The organism is Candidatus Viadribacter manganicus, assembly GCF_001679665.1.
In the GTDB taxonomy this organism is placed as follows: domain Bacteria; phylum Pseudomonadota; class Alphaproteobacteria; order Caulobacterales; family Aquidulcibacteraceae; genus Vitreimonas; species Vitreimonas manganica.
Map to the genome: position 1 here is coordinate 3,475,675 of NZ_CP013244.1, position 26,637 is coordinate 3,502,311.

Annotated in this window: 30 protein-coding genes; 11 read left to right on the forward strand and 19 right to left on the reverse strand. The window is 62.4% G+C overall.

What is annotated here, in order from left to right; all coding sequences use genetic code 11:
• Positions 1-85: 85 nt before the first annotated feature.
• The 7 genes from ATE48_RS17810 to ATE48_RS17840 form a co-directional block, all read right to left on the reverse strand.
• A complete protein-coding gene (locus ATE48_RS17810; RefSeq protein ID WP_066773915.1) occupies positions 86-1,468 on the reverse strand; it encodes a spinster family MFS transporter in 1,383 nt (460 codons plus the stop codon).
• Between the two features lie 48 nt (positions 1,469-1,516).
• Complete coding sequence (locus tag ATE48_RS17815; RefSeq protein ID WP_066773917.1) at positions 1,517-1,966, reverse strand: GNAT family N-acetyltransferase; 450 nt, start codon at positions 1,964-1,966, stop codon at positions 1,517-1,519.
• A complete protein-coding gene (locus ATE48_RS17820; protein WP_066773919.1) occupies positions 1,963-2,445 on the reverse strand; it encodes a JAB domain-containing protein in 483 nt (160 codons plus the stop codon). The genes ATE48_RS17815 and ATE48_RS17820 overlap by 4 nt, the downstream gene beginning before the upstream one ends.
• A 9-nt stretch (positions 2,446-2,454) precedes the next feature.
• Complete coding sequence (gene map, locus ATE48_RS17825; RefSeq protein WP_066773921.1) at positions 2,455-3,288, reverse strand: type I methionyl aminopeptidase; 834 nt, start codon at positions 3,286-3,288, stop codon at positions 2,455-2,457.
• 56 nt (positions 3,289-3,344) lie between these two features.
• On the reverse strand, positions 3,345-3,860 hold the full coding sequence (locus ATE48_RS17830) for a DUF1579 family protein (protein WP_156767849.1): 516 nt from the start codon (positions 3,858-3,860) through the stop codon (positions 3,345-3,347).
• A gap of 95 nt (positions 3,861-3,955) precedes the next feature.
• Positions 3,956-5,335, reverse strand: a complete 1,380-nt coding sequence (locus ATE48_RS17835) for a PleD family two-component system response regulator (RefSeq protein ID WP_066773925.1) — start codon at positions 5,333-5,335, stop codon at positions 3,956-3,958.
• 10 nt (positions 5,336-5,345) lie between these two features.
• Positions 5,346-5,711 (reverse strand): response regulator, encoded by a 366-nt coding sequence (locus ATE48_RS17840; RefSeq protein ID WP_066773926.1) that lies wholly within the window; start codon positions 5,709-5,711, stop codon positions 5,346-5,348.
• 162 nt (positions 5,712-5,873) lie between these two features.
• On the opposite strand from ATE48_RS17840, the gene ATE48_RS17845 reads away from it, so the two are divergent.
• Genes ATE48_RS17845 through ATE48_RS17860 form a run of 4 tightly spaced genes read left to right on the forward strand, consistent with a single transcriptional unit; the run spans position 5,874 to position 9,718 of the window.
• Positions 5,874-6,776, forward strand: coding sequence for an ROK family protein (locus tag ATE48_RS17845; protein ID WP_066773927.1), 903 nt, complete (start codon positions 5,874-5,876; stop codon positions 6,774-6,776).
• A complete protein-coding gene (locus ATE48_RS17850; protein WP_066773928.1) occupies positions 6,773-8,047 on the forward strand; it encodes a DNA polymerase IV in 1,275 nt (424 codons plus the stop codon). Before ATE48_RS17845 ends, ATE48_RS17850 begins: the two co-directional genes overlap by 4 nt.
• A gap of 44 nt (positions 8,048-8,091) precedes the next feature.
• Complete coding sequence (locus ATE48_RS17855) at positions 8,092-8,556, forward strand: RidA family protein (RefSeq protein ID WP_066773930.1); 465 nt, start codon at positions 8,092-8,094, stop codon at positions 8,554-8,556.
• A gap of 4 nt (positions 8,557-8,560) precedes the next feature.
• Positions 8,561-9,718, forward strand: a complete 1,158-nt coding sequence (locus ATE48_RS17860) for a GNAT family N-acetyltransferase (RefSeq protein WP_066773933.1) — start codon at positions 8,561-8,563, stop codon at positions 9,716-9,718.
• Here ATE48_RS17860 and ATE48_RS17865 read toward each other — a convergent pair.
• The 10 genes from ATE48_RS17865 to ATE48_RS17905 form a co-directional block, all read right to left on the reverse strand.
• A complete protein-coding gene (locus ATE48_RS17865; protein WP_066773935.1) occupies positions 9,702-11,009 on the reverse strand; it encodes an amino acid permease in 1,308 nt (435 codons plus the stop codon). The genes ATE48_RS17860 and ATE48_RS17865 overlap by 17 nt on opposite strands.
• A 51-nt stretch (positions 11,010-11,060) precedes the next feature.
• A complete protein-coding gene (locus tag ATE48_RS17870) occupies positions 11,061-11,360 on the reverse strand; it encodes a hypothetical protein (protein ID WP_066773937.1) in 300 nt (99 codons plus the stop codon).
• 57 nt (positions 11,361-11,417) lie between these two features.
• A complete protein-coding gene (locus ATE48_RS17875; RefSeq protein ID WP_066773940.1) occupies positions 11,418-11,795 on the reverse strand; it encodes a hypothetical protein in 378 nt (125 codons plus the stop codon).
• A gap of 54 nt (positions 11,796-11,849) precedes the next feature.
• Positions 11,850-14,144, reverse strand: coding sequence for a ribonuclease R (gene rnr / locus ATE48_RS17880; RefSeq protein WP_066773942.1), 2,295 nt, complete (start codon positions 14,142-14,144; stop codon positions 11,850-11,852).
• A gap of 63 nt (positions 14,145-14,207) precedes the next feature.
• Positions 14,208-16,823: a type I DNA topoisomerase gene (gene topA, locus ATE48_RS17885; RefSeq protein WP_066773944.1), complete on the reverse strand. Its 2,616-nt coding sequence runs from the start codon at positions 16,821-16,823 to the stop codon at positions 14,208-14,210.
• A gap of 744 nt (positions 16,824-17,567) precedes the next feature.
• Positions 17,568-18,359: a glycerol-3-phosphate 1-O-acyltransferase PlsY gene (gene plsY / locus ATE48_RS17890; RefSeq protein WP_066773946.1), complete on the reverse strand. Its 792-nt coding sequence runs from the start codon at positions 18,357-18,359 to the stop codon at positions 17,568-17,570.
• 58 nt (positions 18,360-18,417) lie between these two features.
• Complete coding sequence (locus tag ATE48_RS17895; RefSeq protein ID WP_066773948.1) at positions 18,418-18,771, reverse strand: hypothetical protein; 354 nt, start codon at positions 18,769-18,771, stop codon at positions 18,418-18,420.
• Between the two features lie 15 nt (positions 18,772-18,786).
• Complete coding sequence (pyrC, locus tag ATE48_RS17900; protein ID WP_066773950.1) at positions 18,787-20,067, reverse strand: dihydroorotase; 1,281 nt, start codon at positions 20,065-20,067, stop codon at positions 18,787-18,789.
• 4 nt (positions 20,068-20,071) lie between these two features.
• Positions 20,072-20,221, reverse strand: a complete 150-nt coding sequence (locus tag ATE48_RS20155; protein WP_228126695.1) for a hypothetical protein — start codon at positions 20,219-20,221, stop codon at positions 20,072-20,074.
• Positions 20,221-21,213, reverse strand: coding sequence for an aspartate carbamoyltransferase catalytic subunit (locus ATE48_RS17905; protein WP_066773952.1), 993 nt, complete (start codon positions 21,211-21,213; stop codon positions 20,221-20,223). The genes ATE48_RS20155 and ATE48_RS17905 overlap by 1 nt, the downstream gene beginning before the upstream one ends.
• 158 nt (positions 21,214-21,371) lie before the next feature.
• Between ATE48_RS17905 and ATE48_RS17910 the strand changes: the two genes are divergently transcribed.
• Complete coding sequence (locus ATE48_RS17910) at positions 21,372-21,623, forward strand: hypothetical protein (protein ID WP_066773954.1); 252 nt, start codon at positions 21,372-21,374, stop codon at positions 21,621-21,623.
• 3 nt (positions 21,624-21,626) lie between these two features.
• Here ATE48_RS17910 and ATE48_RS17915 read toward each other — a convergent pair whose 3' ends face one another.
• Together ATE48_RS17915 and ruvX are read right to left on the reverse strand one after the other, a co-directional pair.
• A complete protein-coding gene (locus tag ATE48_RS17915) occupies positions 21,627-22,547 on the reverse strand; it encodes an AEC family transporter (protein ID WP_066773956.1) in 921 nt (306 codons plus the stop codon).
• The gene (ruvX, locus tag ATE48_RS17920; protein ID WP_066773961.1) at positions 22,544-23,017 is read right to left on the reverse strand and encodes a Holliday junction resolvase RuvX; all 474 of its coding nucleotides are present in this window, start codon (positions 23,015-23,017) and stop codon (positions 22,544-22,546) included. The genes ATE48_RS17915 and ruvX overlap by 4 nt, the downstream gene beginning before the upstream one ends.
• 64 nt (positions 23,018-23,081) lie before the next feature.
• Between ruvX and ATE48_RS17925 the strand changes: the two genes are divergently transcribed.
• From ATE48_RS17925 to ATE48_RS17950, 6 genes are all read left to right on the forward strand, one after another.
• Positions 23,082-23,510: a hypothetical protein gene (locus tag ATE48_RS17925; RefSeq protein ID WP_066773962.1), complete on the forward strand. Its 429-nt coding sequence runs from the start codon at positions 23,082-23,084 to the stop codon at positions 23,508-23,510.
• Between the two features lie 32 nt (positions 23,511-23,542).
• Positions 23,543-23,833, forward strand: a complete 291-nt coding sequence (gene gatC, locus ATE48_RS17930; RefSeq protein WP_066773964.1) for an Asp-tRNA(Asn)/Glu-tRNA(Gln) amidotransferase subunit GatC — start codon at positions 23,543-23,545, stop codon at positions 23,831-23,833.
• Entirely contained in the window at positions 23,830-24,294 is a 465-nt protein-coding gene (locus tag ATE48_RS17935; protein ID WP_066773966.1) for a GNAT family N-acetyltransferase, read from the forward strand. The genes gatC and ATE48_RS17935 overlap by 4 nt, the downstream gene beginning before the upstream one ends.
• 4 nt (positions 24,295-24,298) lie before the next feature.
• Positions 24,299-25,777: an Asp-tRNA(Asn)/Glu-tRNA(Gln) amidotransferase subunit GatA gene (gatA, locus tag ATE48_RS17940; protein WP_066773968.1), complete on the forward strand. Its 1,479-nt coding sequence runs from the start codon at positions 24,299-24,301 to the stop codon at positions 25,775-25,777.
• A gap of 75 nt (positions 25,778-25,852) precedes the next feature.
• A complete protein-coding gene (locus tag ATE48_RS17945) occupies positions 25,853-26,245 on the forward strand; it encodes a hypothetical protein (protein WP_066773970.1) in 393 nt (130 codons plus the stop codon).
• 73 nt (positions 26,246-26,318) lie between these two features.
• Positions 26,319-26,594, forward strand: a complete 276-nt coding sequence (locus ATE48_RS17950) for a hypothetical protein (protein ID WP_066773972.1) — start codon at positions 26,319-26,321, stop codon at positions 26,592-26,594.
• Positions 26,595-26,637: the final 43 nt, after the last annotated feature.

The following is a 26,637-nucleotide window of genomic DNA, read 5'->3' on the forward strand; positions in this document are numbered from 1 at the left end:
TAGCCCATTCCATGCGCGTGGCGAAGGCCCGGACCGGTAGTTCTTCCCGCCTGCGACAGGCTCAGGCCGCCGCTTGGGGAGTTCTCTAGCTCACACGGTCTTTCACCAACGTACGGGCCGAGAGCAGAAAGTGGATCGCGGCCCAGGCGAGAACGAAGATGGCGCAGCCGAGAGCGTATTTGAGGCCAAGGCCCTGCGCGGTGGCGCACGTGGCGGCGTTCGCTGCATCCATGGTGAGCGGGTTGCAGTCGGCCAGCGTCAGCGCTCCGGCGCTGGCGTCGTTCAAGATGTTGGCGGCGAAGATGTCGTTGAGGGCGCCGACGGTTGGCGGGCCAAGGCCGTAACCGATCAGGTTTACGATCAGAACGAGGATAGCGATGGCGGTGGCGCGTTGCAGCGGCGTCGAGACGCCCATGGTCACCGCGTACATCGGGCCGAGGTACATATAGTGGAAGATCGGCGCGATCATCAGGAAGGCGAATGCCCAGATGAACTCGGTCTGGAAGAACGAGAAAATGTAGAATGGGATAGCGACCGCAACGCCAAGCGCGGGCAGCCAGGAATGGACGTGCGTGTGCTTGGGCGCGAGGCGATCAGCCAAATAGCCGCCGAGGAACGTGCCGAGTGCTGTGGAGACGCCAGCAACGAGCCCCATCGCGTAAGCTGCGTGCGCGTATTCCTGTTGGATCGTGGCGCCAAGATCGTAATTGCGGACGAGGTGCGAGACGAGGAATTGCGAGCTGCCGTAGCCAACAAAGCTGATCAGCGCGCCGCCAACGGCGATGTGCCAGAAGGAGGCTTTCTTTGAGAGCGCCTTCACGGTTTCGCCGAAGCTTGGCGGCTTGGTTTGGGCGGTGGCGCGCGGCGGTTCTTTGACGGTGAGCTTCAGCAGCAAGGCCGCGGCGACGCCGGGGGCGCCGAGAAGCAGAAAGGCGGTTCGCCAATCGAAGTTCGCGACCAGCCAGCCGCCGCCGACATAAGCGAGCGCGCTGCCGATTGGGATGCCAAGCGAAAAGATCGCGAGCGCTGAGGCGCGGCGATCGGCGGGAAAATAATCGGCAATGGCCGATTGCGAAGGCGGCACGCACGCCGCTTCGCCGATGCCGACGCCAAGGCGACAGAGCGCCAGCTGCACGAAATTGCCCGCGACACCGCAGGCGGCTGTCATCACGCTCCAGATAGCAGCGCCGATGGAAACGATGGTGACGCGGTTGGCGCGTTCCGCGTAACGCGCGATCGGAATGCCGAGCAAGGTGTAAAGGATCGCGAATACCGGACCCCCGAGGAGGCCGAGTTCAAAATTCGAAACACCGAACTCTGCTTTGATCGGCTCCTGCACGATCGAGATCAGCAGACGGTCAATGAAGTTGAAGGTGTAGATGATGACCAGCACGAAGAGCACGTAGGCGCGGTACGCCTTGGTGCCGTAGCCCTGAAAGGCCGGCGCTGTTGCGCTCGTGTCTGTCATGTATCCCCCCGCCTTTTGCAGCTGTTGTGGCGGGCCGGCGGGCCGGGGTCAAACGCGAAGCGACTTTCGGAAGGTGACGACACGTTCGACCTCTTCGTAGCCCAGGGCGGCGTGAGCGGCTTGGCCTTGCGCGTTGTCGAGCGAGGTGTCCGAGGCGATCTCGGTGAAGTTGCGAATGAGCGCCCAGCTTTCGGCGGCCGACATGAGAGCGCGACCGAGGCCTTTGTGGCGCTCGCCTGGAGCGACGTACCAGGCTTCGATGAATGGCACCGGCGAAGAGGTGCAGCCCTTGGCATAGGGACGCAGGTTGAGTTCGAGAAAACCGCACGCTGTACCGCTGTGATCTTCGCAGACGAGCACAGTCGTGGCCTGTGTCGTGCCGGAGAAATGCATCAGCGTTTGGTGCGCGAGGAGATCGGCGTCTTCGTCCGGCCAAAGGCCAGCGCGCATTGCCGCCCATGCTTGGCGGTCACGCGGTTCGATCGGACGAACTTTCATAACAGTCCCAAACTCCGAAAGCTTTCCACCCGCTCGCGGCCAATGACGAGGTGATCGTGTGCTTTGACGCTGATCGAAGCCGTTGCGTCGACGATCCCGCGCGTGATGGCGATGTCGGCGGCGCTGGGTTTTGGGTCGCCGCTTGGGTGATTGTGGACGAGGATGACGGCGGCGGCGGAAAGTTCGTGTGCGCGGGGGGCGATCTCGCGTGGATAAACCGGCGCGTGGTCGATGGTGCCGTAATTCATGACTTCGTCGGTGATGAGCTGGTTCTTCACGTCGAGAAACAGCACCCGGAATTGTTCGCGCGGCTCGTGCGCCATGGCGAGTAGCGCTTTGGCGCGCGGCTTGGTGATCTCCAGCGGCGCAACCGACGCAATCGGCGAGAGCGCGTCGGTCTTGAAGACGAAGAGCTCGCCATGTTCGACGCGCGCCGGCGACTGCTTGGGTTCGCCGGTTTTGCCGCCGCGCCCCGCCATACGCGCCCTCTAAGTTGTTGCGTTCAGCTTGTGGGGCTCGTCCAGCCCCGCAGGCGATTTGGTGAAGATGACGACGCCATCTTCTGTGACGCCGACAGAGTGTTCGTATTGAGCCGATAGCGACTTGTCTTTCGTCACCGCGGTCCAGCCGTCGTTGAGCACCTTTACTTGCGGTGAGCCGGCGTTGAGCATCGGTTCGACGGTGAAGATCATGCCGGCTTTGAAGACGTCGCCTTGGCCGGGTTTTCCGAAGTGCAGGATGTTCGGCGCATCATGAAAGACGCGGCCGAGGCCGTGGCCGCAGAACTCGCGCACCACAGAGGTGCGTTCGGCTTCGGCGAAAGATTGAATGGCGTGCCCAAGATCGCCGAGCGTCACGCCCGGCTTTACGATGGCGAGGCCGCGCATCATGGCTTCGTAGGTGACGTCCATCAGGCGTTGCGCCTTGCGTGAGACGTTCGGGCCGATCGCGTACATGCGGCTGGTGTCGCCGTGCCAGCCATCGACGATGACGGTGACGTCGATGTTGACGATATCGCCGTCCTTCAGAACGCGATCGCCAGGGATGCCGTGGCATACGGTGTGGTTGAGTGAGGTGCAGATCGTGTGGCGATAGCCGCGATAGTTCACGCAGGCCGGAAGCGCGCCGTGATCGAACACGAACTGACGCGCAAGATCATCGAGGCGGGCGGTGGTGACGCCTTCCTTGGCCTCGGGCACGAGCATGTCGAGGCATTCAGCCGCGAGTTTGCCCGCAGCAGCCATGCCCGGAAATGCGACCTTCGGATCGTGGATTTTGATCTGGCCCTGGCGTTCAGATGCCTCGGCCTCGACGTAGTTCATGCTGTGCTCCGCTATGCCCTATAACATAGGCGGGGCGGGTGAACAGCCGAAGGGGGCTATTCCGTGCGGCGCCGGTAAATGAAGGCGTATGAGGTGGTCCAGGCTTGGCCATCGGCCGACTGTTCGCCGTGCTGGAGGACCGTGCCGTCGGGGTTGTTGGTGAACGTTATCCGCGAATAGGCCTGCTGGTTGGGCGCCACCGTGACGGGTGTTTCGGTTGCGATGCGCATGCCCGTTGGTGTTGGGCTGCCGATGAAGTGGACGCGGTTGCCGGTGGAGTCGACCCAGAATTGTTCCCACTTTTGCGTGGCGCGATCGTAGATGTTGAGGCTGCGGCCTGAGTAGGGTTGCCCGATGCTGGTCCAGTGTTCGGTGATGACGCAGCCGGTATCCTCCGCGCGAACGGATGAATGGCCGGCGGGTGCGTTGGTGTCGGCGCGGAAGGCGTCCCAATCGCCGATCCAAAAGTCGAAGGCGCGATACTCCCAAGCCTCGCAATTTGGACGCTGCTGTTGAGCGAGAGCCGGCGTTGTGAGCGCTAAGGTGGCGACGACGGCAAAGAGCGTGCGCATGAGGACTTCTCCTGCGCCAAAGCGATCACGCGGCACGGACGCGCGACAAATCACGAAAGACGGAGGCGGGCGTTGGCGCGACGAACGCCGTTGGTCTAGGCTGCGTCGCGGCCGGTGCGGCCGATGACGCGATTGCGGCCTGTGCGCTTGGCTTCATAGAGCGCTTCGTCGGCGCGTTTCAGCAGCGATTCAGTGGTTTCGTCCGCGCCGTCGGTGGAGGCGACGCCGATGGAGATCGTCACCTCCAGCGCTTGCGCGAGGCCTGGAATGATGAATTCGGAACTGGCGATTGAACGGCGCAGGCGCTCCGCGGCTAGGCAGGCGATGTCGCCCGTGGTGCGTGGCATCACGACGATGAATTCTTCGCCGCCCTGACGGCAGGCGTAGTCCGACGGCCGCGTGTTGGAGGCGAGGCGCGCTGCGAACTCGCGCAATACAGCGTCGCCGACGTCGTGACCGAAGGTGTCGTTGCAGCGTTTGAAGTAATCGATATCGATCGCCATGATCGAGACGGCGTCGCCACCACATTGGGCGCGCTGCACCAGCGGCTCCAATTGCGTAAACAGGAAGCGGCGGTTGTAGAGGCCGGTCAGCTGATCGGTGATGGCCAGTTCGAGGCTCTGATCGAGGCGCTGGCGAAGGGCGTCCATGTAGCGCTTGCGGCGCATCAAGGTGCGGGCGCGGGCAATGATCTCTTCTTCGTCGATCGGGCGCAAGATGATGTCGTGAGCGCCAAGCTCCAAGGCGCGGATGGCGCGTTTGCGATCGTCCGGATCGACGATGGCGAGGATCGGGAGGTGGCGGGTCGCTTCTCCGGACCGCATGCGTGCGATGACACGGAAACCGTCGAAGCTCTTGGCGTGCACGGAGACGACCGCGAGGTCGGGCGGGCCTGCGCCGGCTTCGTCACCCAGAATGCTGACGCGGTGCTCGACACCGAGCGCGGACTGGATGCGCTTGATCTGGGTGGGGTTGTCGTCAACGACGAGCACGTTGCCGGCGAAGACGCGGTGCTGATCGACCGCGTCGGGGCGCCCGTCATTGGTGATGACGCCGAGGCGGCGGCCATTGGCTTCGCGTGCGCGCAGTTCGTCGATGACGACTTTGAGCGTGAGCAGGCTTTTCACGCGCGCCATCAGCTGCACGTCATCGATGGGCTTGGTCAGGAATTCTTCGGCGCCAGCTTGAAGCCCGCGCACGCGATTGTCGCGATCATCGAGCGTGGTGAGGATAACGACGGGAATGTGCCGCGTTTCCGGCATCGCTTTGAGCCGCCGGCACGCTTCATAACCATCGATGCCGCCGGGCATCATCACGTCGAGGAGGATGAGGTCGGGACGTTCGCGCTTTGCCAGTTGCACGGCTTCTTCGCCGCGTGAGGCCATCATCACTTCGTAATAGTCAGCCGTCAGCAGCGCCTCGAGCAGGCGGCGATTGGCTTCAAGATCGTCTACTACGAGGATGCGCGCGCTCAAGCGTCACTCCTCATCCGATGAACTTGCGAATGGTTTCGAGGAAGGTCGTCACCGAGATCGGTTTTGAAAGATAGGCGTCGCAGCCGGCGGCCATGATCTTCTGTTCATCGCCGCGCATCGCGAAGGCGGTGACCGCCACGATCGGGATGTGCTTCATCGTCTCGTCCTTCTTCAGACGATCGGTGAGTTCCAGGCCGGAAATTTCCGGGAGCTGGATGTCCATGATGATGAGATCAGGCATGTGCTCGCGCGCGAGCGGAATGGCCTGGCGTCCGTCACGCGATTTGACGGTCTTGTAGCCAAAGGCCTCCAAGAGGTCGTTGAACAGCCTCATATTGAGCTCGCTGTCTTCGACGATGAGAACGGTCTTGGCCATAAACCCGCTTCGCTTCCGCGACCCCAGAGAACGCCCCGAGCGCTCCGTCGAGCGCCGATTTTGAGCGTATAGTTCCCACTCTTATAGTGCTGGGGCCTTAACAACCCATCGCAATCTCATCAGTTTGGCCCATCTCGTTAAGAACGTCTTAAGGATTGAAGCATGCGTCTCGGCGTCGATTTTGGCGGTACGAAAATCGAGGCCGCGCTGCTTGATTCATCGGGGGAAATTCGCGCCCGTCAGCGTGTCCCGAATCCTGGGGATTACCAAGCCGCGGTTCGTGCCGTTGCCGAACTGACCGCGCGAATCGAACAAGAAACGGGCGCCCGTGCCGACACGATTGGCGTCGCGATGCCCGGTTCGCTCTCGCCGCTGACGGGATTGGTGAGGAACTCCAACTCGGTCTGGCTGAATGGCAAGCCCTTCTTTGAAGATCTGAAAGCCGTGCTGGCGCGACCGCTGCGGGTTGAGAACGACGCAAATTGTTTTGCGCTTTCGGAGGCGGTCGATGGGGCGGCTGCGGGTTCGCGGGTGGTGTTTGGCGTGATCGTCGGCACGGGTTGTGGCGGGGGCGTCGTTGTTGATCGCAAGGTGATCGAAGGCGCTAGCGGCATTGGCGGCGAATGGGGACACACGCCGTTGCCGTGGGCGCGCGCCGATGAAGTGCAGCCGCGCGATTGGTGCGGGCGCGTGGGATGCCTGGAGCAATGGCTGTCGGGAACGGGGTTCAAACGCTGGGCCGGCATGAGCGCGGGCGACGCGAACGCAAGAGCGTTGGCCGGTGATCCGCACGCGCGTGTTTTGCTGGATCTGTTGGCGGATCGCATTGCGCGAGCGCTGGCGGTGGTGATCGATATTATCGACCCGGACACGATTGTGTTCGGTGGCGGGGTTTCGAACATCGACAGCTTGTATCCGAGCATTCGCGGCAAGCTCATCGCGCACGTATTTTCCGATTTTGTCGGCGCGAAGATCGTGAAGAATAAGCACGGCGACAGCTCCGGTGTCCGCGGGGCCGCTTGGCTCTTCGATGCCGATAGAGCGGCTTCGGAGCAGATGGCGTGAGATTGTGCCGCGGTTGCGCGCGCGAAATTTCAAGCGCGCGGTGTTGGTGCGGCGAAGACCGGCCGGTGGAGCATGCTGAGCTGGGCCAGCTTTCGCTTGCGCACCTCGATTGCGATGCATTTTACGCGTCGATTGAAAAGCGTGACGATCCGAGCCTGCTGCCGCATCCGGTGATTGTTGGCGGTGGCAAGCGCGGCGTGGTCTCGACGTGCTGCTATGTGGCGCGCGCTTACGGCGTGCGCAGCGCCATGCCGATGTTCAAGGCGCTGAAGCTTTGTCCGCAGGCGAAGGTCGTGCGCGGCGACATGCGCAAGTACGTCGAGGAAGGGCGTATCATCCGCCGGATGATGGAGGATCTGACGCCGCAAGTGCAGCCGCTTTCAATAGATGAAGCCTTCATGGATCTTACCGGCACTGAGGCGCTGCATGGCGGACTGCCAGCGCAATCGCTGATCAGGCTGCAGAACAAGATTTGGGAAGAGCGCAATCTCACGGTTTCGATCGGGCTTTCGTTCAATAAATTCCTGGCAAAGACGGCGAGCGATCTCGATAAGCCGCGCGGATTTTCGGTGATCGGGCGCGAAGAAGCGCTGGCGTTCCTGGAAACGCGTGACGTCGGAACTCTGCCGGGCGTGGGGCCGGCTGGCGCGACGGCGCTTGAGCGCAATGGGTTGCGGAAGATCGGCGATATTCGGACGGTTGGACCGCAGCGCATGCGCACTCTTTACGGGGATTGGGGCGCGCATCTTTTTGCGTTGTCGATGGCTGACGATCCGCGCAAGGTTGATCCCCATGGCGAGCGCAAGAGCATTTCGTCGGAGACGACCTTCTTTGAAGATGTGGCGGAGATCGAGGCGCTCGAGGATATCCTCTGGCCGCTTTGCGAAAAGGTGGCGGCGCGTTGCAGGGCGAGCGAGACAGCGGGGCTGACGCTGACGCTCAAGCTGAAAGACACAAAGTTCAAGATCATCACTCGGCGGCGCCAATTGCCGGAACCGACTTTGCTGGCGTCACGGATATTCGCGGCGGCGCGTGACTTGTTGGCGGGCGATGCCGACGGGCGAACGAAGTATCGGCTGATCGGCGTCGGGCTTTCCGATTTCAGTGACGCGGCGGTCGCCGATAAGGGTGATATGTTGGATACCGAGACGCCGAAGCGTGCGGCGGCCGAGGCGGCGATTGCGAGGGCGCGGGAGAAGTTCGGGAAAGGCGCGGTGCAGACTGGGCGTGCGTTAAAGACGCATTGGCAAGACGATGAGGATGACGAGTAGCGCCCGAGCCGCTAGACCTGCGGCACAAGGCGAGGGAGCGGACGATGACGGGGCGGATTGAGGCGCGGTTGCAGGAGTTGGGCGTGACATTGCCGACGCCGCCAGCGCCGGTGGCTTCGTATGTGCCGTTCCAGGTTGTCGGCAATCTCGTGCATGTGTCGGGGCAGGTGTCGGTCGATGCTTCCGGCGGCATCAAGGGCAAACTCGGCGACGCGATTGAAGTCGAGCAGGGGCAGGCGGCGGCGCGGTTGTGCGGGCTGAATTTGCTGGCTCAGGTGCGCGCGGCGTGCGGCGGCAATCTCGATCGGGTCAAGCGCGTGATCAAACTCAATGGCTTTGTGAATGTGACGCCGGATTTCGATCCAATCCCGCAAGTGATGAATGGTTGCTCCGATCTCATGGTGTCGGTGTTCGGCGATGCCGGTAAGCACGCGCGTTCGGCGGTGGGGATGGCGAACCTGCCACTGAATTATGCTGTCGAAGTCGATGGCATATTCGAAATAGAATAGCGGAATGGACGGAACCGACGCGCTCTCCATCTCGGTCATAGGCGATCTCGCGACCATCGACCGCACGGTGTGGGACCGGCTCGCGAATCCGTCAGACCAGCCGTACGATCCGTTTCTCTCTTGGGATTTTTTGCAGGCGCTTGAAGAGAGTGGTTGCGCGACTGCGGCAAAGGGTTGGCAGCCTGCGCATTTGCTTGCGCGTGATGCGAGCGGCGGCGCGGTTGGCGCGATGCTGCTCTACGCCAAGGATCACTCATACGGCGAATACGTGTTCGATCACGCATGGGCCGACGCGCTGCAGCGTGCGGGCGGGGAGTATTATCCGAAGCTTCAGTGCGCGGCGCCGTTCACGCCGGCGCCAGGGCGACGGATTTTAGCGCGCGACCACGCCGTAGAGAGTGCGTTGGCGCAGGCGTCGATTGGGTTGGCGCAGCGCGCGGGTGCGTCCTCGGTGCATGTGACGTTTGCAGAGGCGGAATTGGTGCGCCGCTTGGCCCCGCTTGGGTTTCAAACTCGCACGGGACTGCAATACCATTGGTTCAACCGCGGCTATGCGGCGTTCTCCGAGTTTCTGGCTGAGCTCTCCTCGCAAAAGCGCAAGAACATCCGGCGTGAACGTGAGCGGGCTTGTGAGGGCGCGCGCGTGCGGCGTCTGCGCGGCGATGAGATCAAGGCGAAGGACTGGGATTTCTTCTTTCGCTGTTACATGGACACCGGCTCGCGCAAATGGGGCTCGCCCTATCTCAACCGCGCGTTCTTCGAACTGCTCGGTCAACGCATGGCGGATAGGTGCGTGCTGTTCGTTGCCGAAGAAATGGACGGAACGCCGATAGCGTCAGCGCTCAATCTCATTGGCGGCGAGGCGCTTTATGGGCGCTATTGGGGGCGCATCGTCGATGCGCCGTTCCTGCATTTCGAGCTTTGTTATTACCAGGCGATCGATCTGGCGATCGAGTTGAAGCTGCCGCGCGTTGAGGCGGGCGCGCAGGGCGAGCACAAGCTCGCGCGAGGCTACATGCCGGTGCAGACGTTCAGCGCGCACTGGATCGAGCACGAAGGACTCCGCAACGCGGTGAAGCACTATCTTCGTCAGGAAACGCCGGCTGTTGTCGAGGAAGCGGAAATCCTCGCCGAGCACGCCCCGTTCAAGAGGGCGGACTAGCTGGCGCGGGCGCCGACTTGTTGGCGCGCACCAAATAATAGATCGGCACGCCGCTCAGGAACATGAGCGTGCCCCAAACCATCACTTCGAGTCCTGAGCCGATAATAGCGAAGAGCGAGTAGAGCGCGGCCAGCAGCGCGACGCCGGCCCAACCGCGGGCGCTGCGCCACGAATGACGCAACTCAGCTGCAGCGCTGAAGAAGTAGGGCAGCAACGTCGCCACCGTGCTGACCATAACGAGGAAAGTGAACGCTCCGATCAGGCCGCGCGAATAATTGGTGATCAGGAAGATCGACGCGATGATCGAGGAAATGATGAGCGACACGTATGGGGCGCCGCCGCGATTGGTCACGCCGAGGATACGCGGCGCCAAGTTGTCCAAGGCGACGGCCATCGGCAGTTGGCCGGACACGAAGATGTTGCCGTTGGCAGATCCCACAGCCGAGACAAGCGCGCCGGCCGCGATCAAAGTCGGGCCCCAGTCGCCTAAGTGTCGCGCGGCGTCGGCGAAGGGCGAAGTCGAGTGTGCAAGCACCTCCGGCGGGACGAGCGTCATCACTGCCGCAGTTGAGGCCAGATAAACGAACGTGACCGTGATGGCGCCGATGACAATCGCGCGCGGAATGGTGCGTTGGCAATCCAGACATGATCCGGCGGGTATCGCGCCGACCTCGATGCCGACGAACGCCCACATGGTGAGAAGAGCCGTTGCGGCGATCGTGGGAATGATCGGCGTATTCTGTGGATTGAGCGCGGGGAGATTTTCGGGCGTGCCGACCGCTGCGCCAAGTGCGATGATGATGAATAGCGGAACGAGTTTCAGTACCGTCATCGCGAGTTGCACGACGCTGGAATCGCGCACACCGCGGATATTGATCAGCGTCAGCGTCCAAATCAGCACGAGCCCAGTAAATGCCTGTGCCGTTGGGTTGCCGTTCAGCGCCGGGATGAAGACGCCGAGATAGCCGGTGAAAGCGATCACGATCGCCGGAACTCCGGTCCAATACGAGGCCCAATAGCCCCACGCGTTGGCGAAGCCGAATACATCGCCGAAGGCCTCGTGCACGTATGCGTAAGGTCCGCCGCTTCGGGTCGTGCGCGAGGCAAGACGCGCGAACACCAACGCCAGGAGAATGGAGCCGGCGCCGGTCAGAAGCCAACCGCCGAAGCTGATTAAGCCGTATGGGGCGAGAACGGTCGGCAGCATGAAGATGCCGGAGCCAATCATGCAGCCGACGGTGAGCGACCAGCAGGACCAGAAACCAAGTGGTTTGTCGGAAACGTCGCTCATCTGCACCCCGCCGGAGCGAGCATGCACGAGCTTATGCGGGTGCGCTAGGTGCTAGCCTTGTGCGGTCTCGACGGCGGCGTCGGCTTGCGCACGGGTCTCGTGTTCGTATTGCTGCGGGTCGGTGCGACAGGAGTTTAACTCGACTTGCAGGTGTTGCGATTGCTGCGCTTCGCTGGCGGCATTTTCAGTCATGGCGAGCAACCACGTGGCGTACTCTTCGCACCATGTGGTGCGCTCATCCGCTGACGCGTTTGCGGCAGGCGTAGGCTCTGCCGGCGGCGCGATTACCTCTTGGGCGAAGGCGGCGTGGCTGCAAGCGAGCGTAAATGCGGCAAGAATGAGCGTGCGCATGGTCCTGATCCTTCTCAGGCGCCAACGCCCGCCCGCTTTCTTGAGTTCCGCGTGGGTTTAGCAGCGCTGCGAAATGCCGAACGAGCCGTCCGGTTGGCCGATCATCAGCGTGTCGTTGCCGCCAACGGCGATGCGCAACAGGAACGAGCCGCCGGCGCCATCAAGGGTGAGTTGATCGCCTGACAAGGTCCAGTTGCCGCTCATGCCTGAATAGGATTGGAATGTGCCGTCGGCGTTGAAGGCGATGTCCTTGGTGCAATCGCCGTTGTCGCCCCAGCGGCCAAGCAAGAACGCCGCTGTCGGCACGCCCTCGGCTGGTGTCGTTGCGGCGACCTCTGCTGTCGTTGTTGCGGTTTGTGTTGTGGCCACGGCGCGTGGACTGCAGGCCGATAAAGCGACGAGACAAGCGAAGGCGATGCGTGCGGCAAATTTCATGTGACTCTCCCCGCAATGAGCCTCGTCACTTGAGCGGGGGGTGTCCAGCGCGAACTATTTGCGGCGTTTGCGGCGTTTGCCGTCGCGCTCGCGTTTGCCGCCGCCACCGCCGCGCTGTGACTGGCCGCTTGGGCGCGACTTACGCCAGCCCGGCACGGATGGGAGGGCGTCGGTCAGCATTTGGAAGACGAGGCCGCCGCTGATCGGCGTCGCTTCTTCGAGGCGGACTTCGACGCGCATGCCAAGTTGATAGCGTTGGCCGGTTTGTTCGCCCACCAAGGCGTGAGCTGTCTCGTCGTGAAACCAGCGCTCGTGACCAAGCGTGGAGATGGGCGCTAGGCCATCGGCCTGTGTCTCGTCGAGGCGGATGAACAGCCCGAAGCGGGTGACGCCGGTGACGCGGCCTTCAAAATCCGCGCCGATGCGATCGGAGAGGAAAGCTGAAATGTAGCGCGCGGTCGCATCGCGTTCGGCGGCCATGCTTTGTCGCTCGGTTTCGCTGATGTGCTGAGCCGTCTCTTCGTAGCGCTGTTCTTCGGCGTCGCTGGCGCCATCCTCGCCAAGCTTCAGCGCGCGGATTAGGGCGCGGTGGATGGTGACGTCTGAGTAGCGGCGGATGGGCGAAGTGAAATGAGAATAGGCGCGCAGGTTGAGGCCAAAGTGACCGATGTTGTCGGGCGTATAGACTGCTTGTGACTGCGTGCGCAGGATCACTTCGTTGATGATGTCCTTGTTCGGCGATTGCTCGGCCAAATGCAGGACGCGGTTGAATCGCGCGGCGGTGACGTTCTGTCCTTTGGCCCAGGCCATATCGACGGTGGGCAGGAAGTCGGTGAGCGCAGCGATCTTGGTGTCGCTGGGGCGATCGTGGACGCGGTAGATCTGCGGCCGGTTCTTCTGCTCCAACGTTTCGGCGGCGCAGACGTTAGCCTGGATCATGAATTCTTCAATCAGCTTGTGCGCATCGAAACGCTCGCGGCGCTTCACACCCGCGACCTTGCCGTCTTTGAAGATGATCTTGTGCTCGGGTGCGTCGATCTCAAGCGGCTGGCGTTTCTCGCGTGCTTTCCAGACGGTGCGATAGGCTTCCCAGAGCGGCTTCAAGACCGGCTCCAGCAGTGGCCCGGTCTTGTCGTTGGGTTTGCCGTCAATGGCCGCTTGCGCGTGTTCGTAGGAAAGCTTGGCGGCGGAACGCATGAGGCCGCGCACGAATTTGTGGCGCAGTTTGTGGCCTTCGCGGTCGAAGATCATCTCGACGGCGAGACAGGCGCGCTCTTCATGTTCACGTAGTGAGCACAGATCGGCCGAAAGCGATTCCGGCAGCATCGGTGCGACGCGATCCGGAAAATAGGTAGAGTTGCCGCGCCGCCAGGCGCCGCGATCAAGCGGCGAGCCCGGCGTGACATAAGCCGACACATCGGCGATCGCGACCCAAACGCGCCAGCCGCCTTTGTTCTTCTCGTCGGTGTCGGGGGCTGCGTAGACGGCGTCGTCATGGTCGCGCGCGTCTTCGGGGTCGATGGTGATGAGCGGGATGTCGCGCAGGTCAGTGCGGCCTTTGAGCGTTGGCTTTTGCGCGGCGTTGGCTTGCGCTTCCTCATCGGGGCTGAAGCCTTCGCGGATGCCATGCGTGTGCATGGCGAGGATAGAAGCGGCGCGCGGATCGCTTTCACGACCGATGGTTTCTTTGATGATGCCGTGCTTTGGGCCGTGGGCGCGGCCACGCTCGGGCGCTAGCTCCACAAAGACGAGGTCACCGTCTTTGGTTTCGCCGACATGTTGCGGCTCGATGACGATGTCGTGGCGCGCCTTGCGATCGGCGGGCTCAACGCGGCCGCCGCCGAAGCGCGCGCGCGGATCTTTGCTGGCGCGATAGACGCCTAGGATGCGGTGCGCGCTTTGACCAAGGCGCTTGACGACGCGCGCTTCGAACTGGCCGTCATCGTCTCGGTGGATGCGCGCGAGCACACGGTCACCAATGCCGATCGCGGCTTCGCCCTTCATGCGGCGTGCTTCGCCTGGCGCTAGGCGAATGACAGGTCCGAAATAGCCTTCGGGGCCGCGCATGCGCACGAGCAACTCGCCGTCCGGATCGCGATCGAGGACGTCCATGACGCCGGATTCTGGGAGCGCGTTGGCGTCGGCGTAGCTCTTGCGGCCGCTGCGGCCGAGGGCGCCTTCGTCTTCGAGTTCACGCAGGATGTGGCGCAACTCTTTCTTCTGATCGCTGCCGATGCCGAGTTCGTGTGCGATGTCGCGCTTCTGCGCCTTGCCGCCGATTTTGCGGATCGCCTCAAGCACGCGTTCGCGCGTGAGGGGGACGGGGGCTGGTGGTCGATTCTTCGCCATGGGCACAATGTGTCACCTCTCCCCGTCGCCGGGGAGAGGTGGGTGCGCTCTCCGAGCCTGGTTTCAGGCTTTTTTCGAGGCTTTCTTGGCCGGCGCCTTCTTGGCGGCGGGCTTGTTTGCGGATTTTGCCGCCGCCTTCTTTGGAGCTGGCGCCTTCTTCACGGGCGCTTTCTTTTTCTTCTTCCCACCGCCCATTTCGGCGCGGGCAGCCAGGAGTGAGAGCGCCTCGTCGGCGCTGATGTCCTCGGGCTTCTTGTCCTTCGGCACGTTGGCGTTGGTGTCGCCGTCCGAAATGTAGGGGCCGTAGCGGCCATTGAGGACGCGGACCGGTTTGCCGGTCACAGGGCTTTCGCCGAGTTCCTTGATGGGTGCAGGCGCTGCGCGGCCGAAGCGGCCTTTGCCGCCGCCGGCCTTCTTTTCTTCGATCAACGCGACGGCGCGGTTCATCTGAATTTCGTGCACGTCGTCGGCGCCGGGCAGGTTCACGTAGAGATTGCCCATTTTGATGTACGGACCAAAGCGGCCGATATTGGCGACGATCAGTTCGTTGTCGCTCGGGTGCATGCCGACTTCGCGCGGCAGCGAGAGCAATTTGATTGCGGTCTCCAAGCTGACATCCGTCGGCGCTTGGCCTTTTGGCACGCTGGCGCGCTTGGGTTTGTCAGGATCGCTCGGGTTCGGCGTTTCGAAATAGGCGCCGAAGCGGCCGCTCTTCAAAAGGATCGGGCCGTTTGGGCCATCGCCGACCGGGAGGCCATCGGACGGGATGGCTTGTTCGGCATCGTCGCCGCCTGCAAGCGGACGCGTGAACTTGCACGGCGGCTCGCCGTTATAGTTCGAGCAGCCGACGAACGCGCCGTACTTGCCGAGGCGCAGCGAGAGCTGTCCGACATTGCAGAGCGGGCACAGGCGCGCGTCCTTGCCGTCTTCGCGCGGTGGAAAGATGTGCGGGCCGAGCACTTCGTTCAAAGTGTCGAGCACTTGCGTGATGCGCAGATCGCCGATCTCGGCGATCGCGCCGTTAAAGTCCTTCCAGAAGTCGCGCATCAGCTTCTTCCAGGAGAGTTCGCCGGCAGACACTTGGTCGAGTTGGCCTTCGAGGTCAGCGGTGAAATCGTATTCGACATATTTGCCGAAGAAGTTTTCGAGGAACGCGATGACGAGGCGGCCGCGATCGTCCGGGATGAAGCGGTTCTTCTCCATCTTCACGTAATTGCGTTCGCGCAGCTTCTCGAGGATCGCCGCGTACGTAGAGGGGCGTCCGATGCCGAGCTCTTCGAGTTTCTTGACGAGACTGGCTTCCGAATAGCGCGGCGGCGGCTCGGTGAAGTGCTGATCGGCCTTCACGTCTTCAACCTTGACGCTCTCGCCTTGCTTCAATTGCGGCAGGCGGCGGTTTTCTTCGTCCTCCTCGTCGTCGCGACCTTCCTGGTAGAGCTTCAAGAAGCCGTCGAAGAGGATGACTTGGCCAGTGGCGCGGAGTTCGACCTTGCCGGTCGGTTCGGTGAAATCGACGCTGGTGCGTTCGATCGAGGCCGCTTCCATTTGCGAGGCGACAGCGCGCTTCCAGACGAGATCGTAGAGTTTTGCCTGATCGCCATCGAGGTGCAGCGATTGGGGCGTGTTGGTCGGATCGGTCGGCCGGATCGCTTCGTGGGCTTCCTGCGCGTTCTTGATCTTGGACGTGTACTTGCGCGGCTCGGCCGGGACGTAATTGTTGCCGAACTGGCCGCCGATTGCTGTGCGCAATTCACGGATCGCGCCTTCGTCCATGCTGACGCCGTCGGTACGCATGTAGGTGATGTGGCCCGCTTCGTAGAGACGTTGCGCGGTCTGCATGGTGCGCGAAGCGTTGAAGCCGAGCTTGCGCGCAGCTTCTTGCTGCAGCGTCGAGGTTGTGAACGGCGGCGGTGGATTGCGGCGCGTGGGTTTGGCTTCGACGGCGCTGACCGTGAACTTGCCGTTCTTGACTGCATCGCGCGCGGCGAAGGCTGTTTCCTGGTTTTCAATGTCGAGACGCTTCAGCTTCTTGCCTTGGAACGCTGAGAGGCGGGCTGTGAAGCTCTCATTGCGTGGCGTCGCCATGGTGGCGTCGACGGACCAGTATTCCTGGGCCTTGAACTTTTCGATCTCGACTTCGCGGTCGACGATGATGCGCAGCGCCACCGATTGGACGCGGCCGGCGGAACGTGAGCCGGGGAGCTTGCGCCACAGAACCGGCGAGAGCGTGAAGCCGACGAGATAATCGAGCGCGCGGCGCGCCAGGTACGCATCGACAAGTTCCATGTCGATGTCGCGCGGGGCGGCCATCGCGGCCTGTACGGCTGGTTTGGTGATAGCGTTGAAGGTGACGCGTTTGACGGTTTTGCCCTTCAGCGCCTTCTTTTGATTGAGGGCCTCGAGCACGTGCCAGGAAATGGCCTCGCCTTCGCGATCAGGGTCGGTTGCGAGGATGAGGTGGTCGGCGCCTTTCATGGCGTCGGCGATGGCTTTGACGTGCTTTGAGGACTTGGCGTCGATCTCCCAGGCCATGGAAAAATCGTCGTCCGGCTTCACCGAACCGTCCTTTGGGGGGAGGTCGCGGATGTGGCCGTACGAGGCCAGGACCGTATAGTCCTTGCCTAAATACTTGTTGATTGTCTTGGCCTTAGCCGGGGACTCAACGACGACGACATTCATTCTGGATGGGGGCTTTCGCGAAAAAACGGGGCGGAAACTGGGGGGCGAGGCGCCCCCTGTCAACGCGCCGAGATGGGCTCGGATACGCACTTATGCGAGCCCTGGCCTAATTTTCCTTTGCCATTCCACTGTTTAGCGGCGTGTTTAGAATTCCAGCGAGATCAACCAAAGCGTGCCAAATGCGCGTTTAAATTGCATAGATCGAGCATGGCGGACCATGGCGGCGGGCTCCAGCCGGGCGAGGTAGCAGAACATGTCCGACATGATTGGCCAGTTGGTGGCAAGGGCGGCGCGATATCTAGCTGTGTGGGCGCTGCGCGCGAGGCCGGAAACGACAGGCTAGCCGGCCGTTCCAAGATGAGCTGCGAGGCGTTCAGCAAACATGAGCGGCCGAGCCGGAGCCTTCACGTGAACCCACCGGTGCGATGGTTGGCTTGTTCAGCAAGTTGGGATCGCCGCGAATGGCGATCAGCGGTTGTGGTGCGTCGCGTTCAGCACGGGGCGGCGGGTAATCCGGTTCGCACGAGGCGATCAGGCGTGCGCCGAGCGCTTCAACACCTTCGATCTTGGCATGCGCGCGCTCTTCGGGCGGCGCGACGAGGTTCGAGACTCGCGGCAGCGCTTCCAGCGCTGAGCACTCCCATGTGGAAGCGTGCGATCAAACGATGAAAGGTAAAAGGGCCGATCGCGGTGTGCGCGCAAGCCGCGTCCAGGCAATGAGCTCGGGACGCGACAGCGTACGCATCAGGCCTCGGGCTTGGGTTGGGCCGATGGCGCAGGCTCTGGCGCAGGTTCCGGTTCTGCAGCGACCGCGGGTTTTGGCTCGGGCGGCGCTTCGATGATTGGTGCAGGTGCGGGCGCTGCCTCAACAACGACCGGCGTCGGCACAGCTTCTTGCGCGGGCGCTGTCGGTTCGCTCGCGGCCTTCTTGTCGCCGATGCGGGGCTCAGTGCCTGTGGCGAGACGCTGAATGTTTGCGCTGTGTCGCCAAAAAATCAGGATTGCCAGGGCGGCGGAGAAGATGATCTCGGACCAGCTGAAGCCAGCAACGAGCGCTGCGATCGGTGCAATCGCCGCCGCGCACAGCGCCGCAAGCGATGAGATGCGGAACATGGTGGCGACGGCGAGCCAAGTGATCCCCGAGATGACGCCGAGCGGCCAAACGCCGGCGAACAAAACGCCGAAGAAGGTCGCGACGCCTTTGCCGCCCTTGAATTTAAGCCAGACTGGATAGCAGTGGCCGATGAAGGCGGCGGCGCCGGCTGTGAGTCCGATTGCGACTTGTTGTGGGTTGTCGTCACCGGCGAGTGCGCGTGCAATCAGCAGCGCAATGCCTGCCTTGCCAGCGTCGAGAAGCAATGTTGCAAGCGCTAAATCCTTGCGGCCAGTGCGCAGAACGTTGGTCGCGCCGATATTGCCCGAGCCGATGTCGCGGATGTCTCCGAGCCCCGCGGCTTTCGTGATCACGAGTCCGAACGGAATCGAGCCCAGCAAATATCCGAAGATGGCGGCGAGAGTGAAATAAAGAGGCAACACCCTGGCTCTCTAACAGGCCAAAGCGCGCCTGTGGAGAGGAGAGTTCTGGCGCCCCGGTCTAGCTGCCGGTGCAGGATGCGGGCGCGGCGCGGCCAACTTCCCATTGGCCGCTCGCGCCGCCGCCACGGAAGCCATAGCGACCGTTCGAGTAATAGCCGTCGCCAGCATTGGGCAGCACCATCGAGGTGCCGCCGATGATTTGCACGCGCGCGCTCGTGCCTTCGATGTCGACGACGATCTGTTGGCCGTTGCTGCAATTATACATGATCGGGCCATCGAGCGGGATCGGCGGCGGCGTGTTGCCGGGACCGGCATCGCCAGGGCCGTAGGGCGGCGGGACAGGATTGGAGCCACCTGCCGATGCGCACGAGGCGAGAGCGAGCAGTGCAACGCCAAGCAAAAGTCTGCGCATCGTGGGCCTCCTGAATTAGCCGCCGAAAACCGATTTACCGGCAATGAATGTCCGTTTCACGGCTCCTTGCAGGAGTTTTTCGTCAAACGGGGAATTGTTGGACTTGGAGCGAAGCTTGTCGCTGTCCAGGCGGAAGGGCGCGCCGAGGTCGATGAGGATGATGTCGGCGGGAGCGTGCTTGGCAAGGCGGCCCTGCGGGAGCTTCAAAAGCTCGGCGGGCCGCTGGGTCATGGCGTGGAAAAGCGTGGTGAGCGCCACATCGCCCTTGTGATGCAGCGTGAGCGCCCCAGGCAGCAGCGTCTCCAGGCCGACGGCGCCGAACGCGGCCTCCTCATAAGGCAAGCGCTTGTCTTCAGCTGGGCGCGGATCATGACCGGAGACGATGACGTCGATCAGACCATCGTTCACGGCGTGGACGAGGGCGACGCGATCATCTTCGCTACGCAGCGGCGGTGAGAGTTTGGCGAAGGTGCGATAGCCGTCGACGTCGTTCTCGTTGAGCACGAGATGGTGGACGTTGACGCTGGCATAGGCTTTCACGCCTTTGGCTTTCGCACGCTTCAGCGAGGGTAATGTTTGCGCTGACGAGATCATGTCGAGCAGCAGACGCCCGCCGGTGAGTTCTGCGAGCGTCAGATCGCGCTCCGCCATGATCAGCTCCGCTGCGGCGGGAATGCCTGGCAGGCCAAGGCGGGCGGCGAGCTCGCCCTCGTGCATCACGCCGCCTTCGGCCAGATAGGGATCTTCCGGGCGATGGGCGATCAGCGCATCGAATGTGGTGGCGTAGGAAAGCGCGCGACGCAGCGTGCGCCCAGAGACGATCGGCTTGTCGCCATTGGTGAACAGCACCGCGCCGGCTTCGGCCATCAAGCCGATCTCGGTCATGAGTTCGCCGTCGAGGTGCTGGGTGAGTGCAGCTGCGGGTAGAATGCGGACGCCGCCGGAGCGATCTATGCCGCGACGAAGCACGAAGTCGATCAAACTCTGATCGTCGAGCACGGGCGTGGTGTTTGGCATCATCACCATGGTGGTGACGCCGCCTGCCGCTGCAGCCCGGCCCGCGGATTTGAAGGTCTCTTTGTGCTCGGCGCCCGGTTCGCCGATGACGACGCGCATGTCGATCAGACCCGGCGCGACGTGCGCGCCGTCGCCATCAATGATCTCGGCGCCATCCGGCGCGCTGCTGATATTGCCGATGTCGAGGATTTTATCGGCGAACAGGATCGCGCCGGGTTCGACCTTGTTCTTGGCAGGGTCGATCAGATGCGCGTTCTTGATGAGCGTGGGGCGCGTCATGATCTCAGCGTCTCTTCATGGCGACGTTGAGCGTCGTGGAAAATGCGAGTGCGATAATGAACGGCACCCAGATTGGAAGCTCGCCGAGCTTGGGCGCGTTCAAAGCGACAGCGAGGTGATCGTCCACGCACCACCAGAGCAGAAAGAGCCACATTAGCTGCGCTCCTCGTTCGCGCCGCTTTCGGCCAGCGCTTCTAGGACCGCCATGCGGACCGCGACGCCCATGCGCACCTGTGTTTCGATGAGAGAGACGCTCGCATTGTCAGCGACGGTGCTGTCGATCTCGACGCCTCGATTCATCGGGCCGGGGTGCATGACGAGCGCGCCCGGTTTTGCGTGGCGTAGCTTTTCTTCGTCGAGACCGTAGAACCAAAAGTACTCGCGTGCGCTTGGGAAGAAGCCGCCGGTCATACGTTCGCGTTGCACGCGCAGCATCATGACGACGTCCGCGTCCTTAAGGCCGGCGCGCATGTCGTGGAAAACCTTGGCGCCCCACTTTTCTGCGCCTGCCGGCATCAATGTCGGCGGGCCGATCAGGCGCACTTGAGCGCCCAGCAAGGTGAGCAGCGCGACGTTGGAGCGCGCAACACGGCTGTGGAGCACATCGCCGCAGATGGCGATGATGAGACCTTCGACGCCGCCCAGGCGTGAGCGAATGGTGAAGGCGTCGAGCAGAGCTTGAGTTGGATGTTCGTGCTTGCCATCGCCAGCGTTGATCACCGCGCAATCGACCTTGCGCGACAGCAATTCGGCAGCGCCCGAAGAGCCGTGACGCACAACCAGGAGATCGGGACGCATCGCGTTCAAGGTTGCGGCAGTGTCGATCAGCGTTTCGCCTTTGGCGACGCTTGAGCTTTTCACGCTCATGTTCACAACGTCAGCGCCCATGCGCTTGCCGGCGAGTTCGAACGAGCTTTGCGTCCTTGTGGAATTCTCAAAGAAAAGATTGATCAGTGTGCGCCCGCGCAGGGTGTCGAGCTTCTTCACGCGCTCATCTAGAAGCGGTGCGAATTTCTCGGCGCGGTCGAGCAGGTTCTCGGCTTCGAAACGATCCAGGTCCGCTATGGCCAAAAGGTGCTTTTGACGGAAACGGATGGCGCGTGCGCTTTCGTCAGTTTTCTTCACACCAGTCGGTCGCTGAGCCATGGCGCTTGTTAAGCCCTGTGTCTGACTCGCCGCAAGCGCGGCGACACTAAGGCGGGGATAATCGTTTCCGCCATCTTGCTGTCCTGGACTCGGTGCTGTACTCGATTTGTTCCAATCGTGGGACGGCGGGTTTGAGGGCTGAGTAATAGGAGGGCGTGATGCTGCGATCGCACCCAAAGAAGGAAGAGCAAACCACGTTGCGGCCGGTGGGGATCGCGCTCGCGGCGGTGGTTGCAGGATTGAGCACTGGCAAGGCTGCGCCGGTTGACGCGCACGTCCACGCTCCGCTCGAGCCTGCCTCAAATGGCGCGACCTATTTCGTGGACCCTACGAACCATCCCGGTTTTGAGGAAGATGCGTCCATGGTCGTCGGCCGCAGCGAACCTGTGGAGCCCTTCGGCAAACGCTAAGTCTCAGTGCAACGCGAGCGCGATCGCGATGGGCATGGTGATGAAGGACAGTAGTGTGGTCGCGGTGATGATCGCGGCCATGAGTTCGGGGTCACCGCCCATTTCACGCGCAAGCGTATAGCCCGCAGCGGCGGTCGGTGTTGAGCCGACGCCCGCTGCGATGGCGGCAGTGAGCGGACTGGCGCCCACGAGCGTTGCGGCGCTCCACATGACGGCTGGCGCGACAATCAATTTGAGCGCGCTTGAGCCGATCACCTTCACGCGCGCGGTGCGCAGCGCTTTGAAATCGAGGCCTGCGCCTACGCACACGATTGCGATAGGCATCGCTGCTTGTCCCAAGAGGGTCAGCACGTCTGACACCGGTCCTAGATCGCGAACGTGGAATGCTTGCGCGGTAAGGCCTGCCGCGCAGCCAAGGATCAGAGGATTGGCGATGATTTGATCGATGATGGCGCGGGCGCTGTTGGCGCCGTTCTGTCCCCAACGTGCAAGGACGATGACGCAAACCAAGTTGACGATGAGCACCAGTGGTCCGAAGGCGACGCCGATCAGATGCGGACCGGCGGCGCCGTACAAGGCGGGCGCGGCGGCCAGCAATACAAAACCGTTCCAGCGCACCGAGCCTTGAAAAACGCTGGTGAAAGCCGGTCCCTCGTTGGCGGCGAACAGCGCCCGCGTCGCCAGCATCAGCGCCATCATGACGCTAATGCCGAGCAAAATGCCGAGGATGAACGGTCCGGCTTCGCCGCCTGTAAGATCGGCCGTTGAACTCAGCGTGAAGAGAAACGCCGGATAGAGCACAAAATAGCCGAAGCGATTCACTTGCCCGAAGGCTTCGGCGCTGACGATGTTGCGCGCGCGCACAACCCAGCCGATTACGATCAATATGAAGACGGGGAGTAGTTCGCCGATGACGCTGGTCACGCGCGGCGTTCCTGCATGGCGTCGAGCGCGCCTTGGAGCATGTACGCGGCCGCCATTTTGTCGACGACTTCGCCGCGGCGTTTACGGGTGGCGTCGCCTTCGAGAAGTGTGCGCGTCACGGCTGCAGTGGAAAGGCGTTCGTCCCAAAGCAAGAGCGGAGCATCGCGTTTGGACAAGAGGTTGCGGGCAAAAGCGCGCGCCGATTGGGCCGCGGGCCCGCTGGAGCCGTCCATGTTAAGCGGCAGGCCGACGACGAAACCGGCGCACTGGCGCCCATCATAGAGTTTGAGGATTGCGACGGCGTCGTCGGCGAATTTGCCGCGCGCGACCGTGTCTAAAGATGACGCGATAAGCCGCGTTGTATCGCTCACCGAAATGCCAATGCGCTTTTCGCCCGGGTCGACGCCCAAAATGGCGGCGCGCTCCGGCAGGGCGGCAGCAAAAGCGGAAAGGTCGGATATCAGCGGCATTGAAAGATGTTCATCCCATCGGCGCGTGCTTGCGGAACGTCAAGCGCAGGGTTTCAATGCGTGAATGTTTCGCTCCTTGATTGTCATCGCCGCTTTGGGACTTGCAGCTTGCGCCGCGCCAGCCGCCAATCCCGTCGTCCATGTGCCCGCGCCGAGCGCAGATCTTGCCTGCAACGCGGGCGATGTGCGCCAATGTCCGGCAGGAGGCTGCACTGGCGAGAACCCTGGGGAGCAGTCGACGCTCTACATTTCACTGGAAGTGCCGGCGCGTGGCGGAGCCGGGCGATTCTGCATCGCTACTGGTTGCGAGGATGCGACGTTCACGGCGCGTCCGACAAACTCGGGCTTTGGCTACATCATGCGCACGAACGACCGCACCGAGTACGCAGCGGCGCTCGATATTGCCCCAGATGAGCGCACTTTCACGCTGAGCCAAGCCAATGATGGCGCCCCAAGCACATGGACTGGCCAGTGCAGCGTGGCGGGGTCTTGAACGGCTAGGGCGGGGCCTATAAGCCCGCCCGCATGTCGATTGATGAGAAAACTGTCCGCAAGGTCGCCAAATTGGCGCGCCTGGCGCTCCCCGAAGATCGCGTGAAGCCGATGGCCGATGAGCTGAACGGCATCATGGCCTGGATCGAGCAGCTGAACGAGGTCGATGTCGAGGGCGTCGAGCCGATGACGAGCGCCGTCGAGGGGCTCTCGCTACCACTGCGCGATGACGTCGTGACCGCGGGCGATGATCCGGAGAAGGTGCTGAAAAATGCGCCGAAGAGCGAAGACGGGTTCTTCGTTGTGCCGAAGGTTGTGGAGTGAGTTTCACGATCTCAACCGAAACGCCGCTCTCGGATGACGTGCGCGCGCTGGTAAAGGAGCTCAACGAATTTACGTTCGAGCTGACGCCGGCTGAGTTCCGCCATCACATGACGGTTGAGCAAATGGCGCAGCCTGATCTGACGCTGTTCGTGGCGCGCGATGCTGACGGGACGACGCTGGGGATGGGCGCGCTGAAGCGTCACGCGAACGGCGTCGGTGAAGTGAAGCGCATGTTCGTGAAGCCGGTGGCGCGCGGCCTGGGGGTGGGCGGCGCCATTCTCGCGCGCATTGAAGAGCTCGCGCGACAGGAAGGCCTTTGCCGTGTCGTGTTGGAGACGGGCTCCAATTTCGATGCCGCAAAGCGCGTCTATGAGCGCGGTGGCTTTGAGACGTGCGAACCTGTTCTTGATTATCCGCCGAGCGCCTGGACGGCGTTCTACGCAAAAAGTTTGAGTGCTTAATCTAATGACCGATCTTACGACCCTCACACTCGCTGAAGCTCTCGACGGGATGAAGCAAAAGCAGTTCTCCTCGCTTGAGATCACGAACGCGTTCATCGATGCGATCGACAAGGCGAACCCGCATCTCAACGCTTATGTGGTGACGACGCCGGAGTTGGCGCGCGATCGCGCCAAGGCGTCGGACGCGCGCCGCGCGCAAGGCAATGCCGGACCGCTTGAGGGCGCGCCGCTCGGGATCAAGGACTTATTCTGCACCGAAGGCGTCCGCACCACCGCATGCTCGGGCGTACTCGGTGAATTTACGCCGACATATGAAAGCACGGTCAGCGGCAATCTCTTCCGAGATGGCGCGCTGATGCTGGGCAAGCTCAACATGGACGAGTTTGCGATGGGCTCGTCGAACGAGACTTCGCATTTCGGGCCAGTTGTCTCTCCATGGCGGCGTGGCAATGACGACGCGAAACTGACGCCAGGCGGCTCGTCCGGGGGTTCGGCCTCGGCGGTGAGTGCGGATCTCTGCCTCGGGGCCACTGCGACCGATACGGGCGGTTCGATCCGTCAGCCGGCTGCGTTCACCGGCACGGTGGGTATGAAGCCGACGTATGGCCGCTGCTCGCGCTGGGGCATTGTGGCGTTTGCTTCATCGCTTGATCAAGCAGGTCCGATTGCGAAGACGGTCGAAGATTCCGCAATGCTGTTGCAGTCGATGGCGGGTCACGACCCGAAGGATTCGACGTCGCTGACGAACGCGCTGCCGGATTTCCGCGCGGCAACCAAGCGCTCGATCAAGGGCATGCGCATTGGCGTGCCGGAAGAGTATCGCGTCGATGGCATGCCCGCCGAAATCGAAGCGCTGTGGCAGCAAGGCATAGAGTGGGTGAAGGCGGCGGGCGCGACGATCGTGCCGATCTCGCTGAAGCATACCAAGTATGCGCTGCCTGCCTACTACATCGTGGCGCCGGCGGAGGCCTCGTCGAACCTCGCGCGCTATGACGGCATGCGTTATGGCGCGCGCGTCGCGGGCAAGGATTTGAACAGCACGTACGAAAACACGCGCGCTTCCGGCTTTGGCAAGGAAGTGCAGCGCCGTATTCTGATCGGCACTTATGTGCTGAGCGCCGGCTATTACGACGCGTACTATCTGCGCGCGCAGAAGGTGCGTCAGCGCATTGCGCAAGATTTCCGCGATGCCTTCGAGAAGGTCGATGCGATCTTGACGCCGGCGACGCCGTCGGCAGCGTTTGCTCTCGGCGAAAAGAGCGGCGATCCGCTCGCAATGTATCTGAACGACATCTTCACCGTGACAGCGAATTTGGCCGGTCTGCCAGCGCTGGCGTTGCCGGCGGCGACGGACGCGCAAGGTCTGCCGCTCGGGCTGCAGGTGATCGGCAAGGCGCTGGATGAAGAGAGCGTGTTCGCGGTTAGTGCGGAACTCGAGCGAGCGGCGAATTTCCGCGCCAAAGCCGCGAAGTGGTGGCTCTGAGCCCTGCTTCTGAGGCGAGGTAAGGTGCATTTAGGGTAAAGACATGATCGGGTGGCGCTCGAAAGGCGCCATCTCATGCATGAATTGCTCGAACGTCTGGGCCGCGGCGATGTGCGGCTGATCGAAATGTGTCAGCAGGCCAACCACGCCTGGCGCGAGTTTTTGTCGGAGCTCAACGGCGCCGACACAGGCACGCTGGCGGCGCGGCTTGGATTTTTTCAACCGACGATCGAGCGCATCTTCGAAAGCAAGACGCTTGGCCAGACGATGATGCCGTGGAGCGCCTTTGCAGTGCTCTATGATACGCAAAGTGGCTGGGGCCCCAACAAGGATCGCGCGCTGCAGCTGGCGGATGCGTTTTCGCGTAGCAATTGCTCGCAGGAGACGCGCGACGAAGCGCGATCGTGTGTGATTTCCTATGAGCTAGAGCCGGCGCGCTCGGTCAGCGGCAGCGGACACCGGCGTTAAGTCAAGCTTGTTGCGAAAGCGCAATAGCGCTGAGGGGCCAGTGGCGCGGCGCGAATCCCGCTAAGCTCGCCCAATGGCCAAGCGCAAAACCTCGAAGCCGCATCGCCGTCCGCGCGGTGAGATCGATCGCAATTACTTTTTTGGCGACGTGCTGATCAAGACCGGCGTTGCGGTTGCGGTGGTGTTGGGTCTCGTGGTGCTGTTCACGCCATTCACGCTGCGCGACGCCATCGACGACGGCATGTACGATTACGTTGCCGTTATGGGCAGCTTTGCGGCGATGGGGCTTTTTGCCTTCCTTTACGGGCGGCACCTGCGCAAAGAGGCGACGCATTGGGAATTCGACTAGTCCCGCGCTTGACCTGAGCCGCGCGCGGCGCGAATTTCCGCCT

What these genes read in the sequence shown, in the direction of transcription:
- ATE48_RS17870 (WP_066773937.1), bottom strand. Translation starts at nt 11,360, where the DNA reads ATGCGCACGCTCATTCTTGCCGCATTTACGCTCGCTTGCAGCCACGCC.
- ATE48_RS17945 (WP_066773970.1), top strand. Translation starts at nt 25,853, where the DNA reads ATGCATGAATTGCTCGAACGTCTGGGCCGCGGCGATGTGCGGCTGATC.
- ATE48_RS17815 (WP_066773917.1), bottom strand. Translation starts at nt 1,966, where the DNA reads ATGAAAGTTCGTCCGATCGAACCGCGTGACCGCCAAGCATGGGCGGCA.
- ATE48_RS17860 (WP_066773933.1), top strand. Translation starts at nt 8,561, where the DNA reads ATGGACGGAACCGACGCGCTCTCCATCTCGGTCATAGGCGATCTCGCG.
- ATE48_RS17910 (WP_066773954.1), top strand. Translation starts at nt 21,372, where the DNA reads ATGCTGCGATCGCACCCAAAGAAGGAAGAGCAAACCACGTTGCGGCCG.
- ATE48_RS17830 (WP_156767849.1), bottom strand. Translation starts at nt 3,860, where the DNA reads ATGCGCACGCTCTTTGCCGTCGTCGCCACCTTAGCGCTCACAACGCCG.
- gatA (WP_066773968.1), top strand. Translation starts at nt 24,299, where the DNA reads ATGACCGATCTTACGACCCTCACACTCGCTGAAGCTCTCGACGGGATG.
- gatC (WP_066773964.1), top strand. Translation starts at nt 23,543, where the DNA reads ATGTCGATTGATGAGAAAACTGTCCGCAAGGTCGCCAAATTGGCGCGC.
- ATE48_RS17950 (WP_066773972.1), top strand. Translation starts at nt 26,319, where the DNA reads ATGGCCAAGCGCAAAACCTCGAAGCCGCATCGCCGTCCGCGCGGTGAG.
- ATE48_RS17810 (WP_066773915.1), bottom strand. Translation starts at nt 1,468, where the DNA reads ATGACAGACACGAGCGCAACAGCGCCGGCCTTTCAGGGCTACGGCACC.
- rnr (WP_066773942.1), bottom strand. Translation starts at nt 14,144, where the DNA reads ATGGCGAAGAATCGACCACCAGCCCCCGTCCCCCTCACGCGCGAACGC.
- ruvX (WP_066773961.1), bottom strand. Translation starts at nt 23,017, where the DNA reads ATGCCGCTGATATCCGACCTTTCCGCTTTTGCTGCCGCCCTGCCGGAG.
- ATE48_RS17925 (WP_066773962.1), top strand. Translation starts at nt 23,082, where the DNA reads ATGTTTCGCTCCTTGATTGTCATCGCCGCTTTGGGACTTGCAGCTTGC.
- ATE48_RS17865 (WP_066773935.1), bottom strand. Translation starts at nt 11,009, where the DNA reads ATGAGCGACGTTTCCGACAAACCACTTGGTTTCTGGTCCTGCTGGTCG.
- pyrC (WP_066773950.1), bottom strand. Translation starts at nt 20,067, where the DNA reads ATGACGCGCCCCACGCTCATCAAGAACGCGCATCTGATCGACCCTGCC.
- ATE48_RS17820 (WP_066773919.1), bottom strand. Translation starts at nt 2,445, where the DNA reads ATGGCGGGGCGCGGCGGCAAAACCGGCGAACCCAAGCAGTCGCCGGCG.
- ATE48_RS17855 (WP_066773930.1), top strand. Translation starts at nt 8,092, where the DNA reads ATGACGGGGCGGATTGAGGCGCGGTTGCAGGAGTTGGGCGTGACATTG.
- ATE48_RS17840 (WP_066773926.1), bottom strand. Translation starts at nt 5,711, where the DNA reads ATGGCCAAGACCGTTCTCATCGTCGAAGACAGCGAGCTCAATATGAGG.
- ATE48_RS17875 (WP_066773940.1), bottom strand. Translation starts at nt 11,795, where the DNA reads ATGAAATTTGCCGCACGCATCGCCTTCGCTTGTCTCGTCGCTTTATCG.
- ATE48_RS17845 (WP_066773927.1), top strand. Translation starts at nt 5,874, where the DNA reads ATGCGTCTCGGCGTCGATTTTGGCGGTACGAAAATCGAGGCCGCGCTG.
- ATE48_RS20155 (WP_228126695.1), bottom strand. Translation starts at nt 20,221, where the DNA reads ATGTGGCTCTTTCTGCTCTGGTGGTGCGTGGACGATCACCTCGCTGTC.
- map (WP_066773921.1), bottom strand. Translation starts at nt 3,288, where the DNA reads ATGAACTACGTCGAGGCCGAGGCATCTGAACGCCAGGGCCAGATCAAA.
- topA (WP_066773944.1), bottom strand. Translation starts at nt 16,823, where the DNA reads ATGAATGTCGTCGTCGTTGAGTCCCCGGCTAAGGCCAAGACAATCAAC.
- ATE48_RS17905 (WP_066773952.1), bottom strand. Translation starts at nt 21,213, where the DNA reads ATGGCTCAGCGACCGACTGGTGTGAAGAAAACTGACGAAAGCGCACGC.
- ATE48_RS17895 (WP_066773948.1), bottom strand. Translation starts at nt 18,771, where the DNA reads ATGCGCAGACTTTTGCTTGGCGTTGCACTGCTCGCTCTCGCCTCGTGC.